The following is a 3,012-nucleotide window of genomic DNA, read 5'->3' as shown; positions in this document are numbered from 1 at the left end:
TCCCGCGAACTGACGGGAGAATCTACGCCTACCTGGCGAATCGAAACGGACATGAACCCCACAACATCCTGAACAGTGATCAGATGCTCTCTTAGAGGACGGTATCGGCGGAGTCGGCGGAGACCAGGCCCCCGCACACGTCCGTGGGGCCGAAGAGATTGGTGTTCAGCCACAAGTGGGCGCCCGCCGCCAGAACCGCGACGGCCAGGGCGGGTGCGACGACCTTGCGTCCGAGACCCGCGCGGCATTTTCCGTTCGTCATGTCACTTCCTCGCACGCAGAGCCGGGTACGCGTCCTCGCGCCCGGTGATGAAGCTCTGCTCGGCCTCGCCCTCTGCGTGTACGTGCGCCGCGGGCCCACCGATGCGGTGCACCCTGCCCCAGGCGTCGAGCAGCGAGTCCATGCCGCTGAGGCCCGCCGGCATGCCTTCGTTTCGCCCCTCCTTGACCCTGGCCCCACCCTCGGCCACTGCCGAGCATCAACGGAGTACTCGTAGTGGCCGCGTCGACCATATGTCGGACCAGGTAGCCCACCACAGGGAAACTGGGTGAAGAGGTCGCTGGGACCGTGATGCGCCCCGTACTTGCCGGTGCCGAGGCTGTCGATCCAGATCTTTCAGGTCCTCACCGTACCCGGCCGCCCTCGCACAGCCCGGGGACCGCGTCCCGTCGGCTCGCACCACAGCTTCAACGCCTCTCCAGCGTCACGATGACGGAAGACTGGCGCAGCTCCGGATCCGAGACCCGGCGTCGTCGGAATGTGGTCGCTCCGCACCAGAGCTCTGCTGGCCCGCATCGCATACCTGGCTATGGTCCTCGGACGCCGCCTGGGTGATTGTGCAACCGCTGATGCCCGTCCGATTGCCAGCGCTGTCGGAAGGTCAGCTATAGCCGGTATCAGTGTCCATGGACAGTTGCTAACTTGAGGCTGAGTCCGGGCACCGCAGGACGCCGTCCGCCCGCCACCGGCGGCGATTGTTTCGTACACGGGGAAGGTAGCCGTCCATGGCATGGGACGAATGGGAGCAGCTCAAGGCCGACGCGCTGGAGCGGCAGCAGGGGTCCTCCACGCACATGCAGTTGAACCAAATGGATGGCGGCGGGCCGACGAGCGCTCCCCCGAGTCACTACGGGAGCCTGGAGGTCAAGAACGACGCCCTGACCAAGGTCGGCAAGGACGCCCACGATCTGTACAACCAACTGTGGGACAAGGCGCGGGTCCACATCGCCAGCAGTGACACCGCCGCCGGCAGTCTGTCGAAACAGGGCTTCGCGCTCGGGGCGGGGCTTCAGCATGTGTCGAACCGGTGGGAGGAACAGCTCAAGTCCCTCATGGACGCGTGCGCCCAGATCTCCAACCACATGCAGGTCTCGAAGAAGATCCATGACGGCGACGAGGGTTACATCCAACGGCAGATGAGCAGTATTGCGACGCTGGACTCAGGCTTCAATGAACGGGTTGGAGAACCTGGAGAGAAGAACAAGATTTACGGCGAGCAGAGCGAGAAGAAGGACGACTGACTCAGATATGGAACTCGAAGCTCTGCGCGACGCCAATTTCAAGCTGGTCGACGACGCCGTCACGGACTGGTCGACACTCGTCGATAGTCTTGAAACGATGAAGACGGACGCCGAGGACAATCTTCACCAGGGCGCCAACAAGGCCGACTGGGCCGGAGTGAATGCCAAGGTGTCCAAGGAGTTCATCGGCAAGACGGCCGGCGAGTTCACCGACGCCCACACCCAGGCGAAGACCATCTACAAGATCCTCAACGACACGGTGGGCGAGCTGAAGGGCTACCACCAGCAACTCCTCGACGCCCTTGAGGACGGCCGGAAGAAGAACCTCACGGTCATCGGCTACGAGGGTGGCTTCACCGTCACCACGAACGTGCCCCCCGAGGCCCGCAGCAAGATGGACCAGGACAACAAGGGCGACATCACCGCGCTGCGTGACCAGATCCAGGGGATCCTCAACAAGGCCACCGAGAGCGACAACACCGCCAAGACCGTCCTCCAGGCCATCGCCGACCAGAGCAAACTGGGGTTCTCGGATGCGAACTACACCGACCGGGACTCCGCCGCCGAGGCCGTCAAGAAGGCCGACGAGCTGGCCGCCCTCGCCAAGAAGGACCCGGCCGACCTCAGCGTCAAGGACTTCGACAGGCTCAACGCCGGGCTGAAGAAGTACGCCGACGACGAGCTGTTCGCCGAGCGGTTCGCCACCGCGCTGGGGCCGAAGAACACGCTTGAGCTCTGGACCGGGATCAATGATCCGCAGCGAGGCAACTACGAGCTGGGCCGAGAGCGCCTGGAGCAGTTCGACGACCTGCAGCGCAGCCTGGGCATGACGCTGGCACACGCCACTCAGAGCGATTCCGCGGCGATGACCGACTGGAAGCGCACGATGATCGACATCGGCGACAAGCCGCTGTACGGCGACCGGGGCGGGCCCATGGGATTCCAGGTCATGAGCAACCTCATGCGGACCGGTGACTACGACGACCGGTTCCTCAAGGACTACGGCACGAAGCTCATGGCCACCGAGCGGAAACTCACGGGGAACGGCGAGCACGAAAACCTCATGTGGGGCAACAGTGCCAGGTCTCCCTGGCTGAATCGGATCGGGGACGACAGCGGGGTTGATCCACTGACGGGCTATCTGAAAGGACTGTCCAACAGCCCAGACGCGGCCACTGACTTCTTCAACCAGCAGTACGTGTCGAAGGAAGACCCGGACAACCCGTTCGAACGGGACACTGATGGCAATGGAAAGAACGGAAAGGTCACCCTCTCGAATTTCCAGTACCTCTTCGAGGAGCGGGACTGGCCACAGGAAACGAATTCAAAGGGTGACGACCTTTACACCGGGCGGAACAACCTGGCTCTGGCCTTGGAGGCTGCAACGACAGGGCACCCGGCCGGCGAGCTACCTTCGGCGGACACACCGCCCCACAATGCACAACAAGCAAAGCTGATGGAGAGTTTGGTCTCCTCCATCGCGGACAACCC

The 3,012-nt window shown here is 63.3% G+C and carries 3 protein-coding genes and 1 pseudogene; 2 read left to right on the top strand and 2 right to left on the bottom strand.

Annotation, left to right across the window (positions count from 1 at the left end; all coding sequences use genetic code 11):
- Positions 1-91 precede the first annotated feature (91 nt).
- Both ABEA26_RS35570 and ABEA26_RS35565 read right to left on the bottom strand, forming a co-directional pair.
- A complete protein-coding gene (locus ABEA26_RS35570; RefSeq protein ID WP_345598155.1) occupies positions 92-262 on the bottom strand; it encodes a hypothetical protein in 171 nt (56 codons plus the stop codon).
- A gap of 1 nt (position 263) precedes the next feature.
- Positions 264-425 (bottom strand): hypothetical protein, encoded by a 162-nt coding sequence (locus tag ABEA26_RS35565; RefSeq protein ID WP_345598154.1) that lies wholly within the window; start codon positions 423-425, stop codon positions 264-266.
- 580 nt (positions 426-1,005) lie between these two features.
- Between ABEA26_RS35565 and ABEA26_RS35560 the strand changes: the two genes are divergently transcribed.
- Together ABEA26_RS35560 and ABEA26_RS35555 are read left to right on the top strand one after the other, a co-directional pair.
- Entirely contained in the window at positions 1,006-1,521 is a 516-nt protein-coding gene (locus ABEA26_RS35560; RefSeq protein WP_345598152.1) for a hypothetical protein, read from the top strand.
- A 7-nt stretch (positions 1,522-1,528) separates the two neighbouring features.
- Positions 1,529-3,012: pseudogene (locus tag ABEA26_RS35555) on the top strand (hypothetical protein); the annotation flags it as partial.

Source organism: Streptomyces marokkonensis (assembly GCF_039539045.1).
Taxonomy (GTDB): Bacteria; Actinomycetota; Actinomycetes; order Streptomycetales; family Streptomycetaceae; genus Streptomyces; species Streptomyces marokkonensis.
This window is presented reverse-complemented; position numbering and strand designations above follow the sequence as displayed.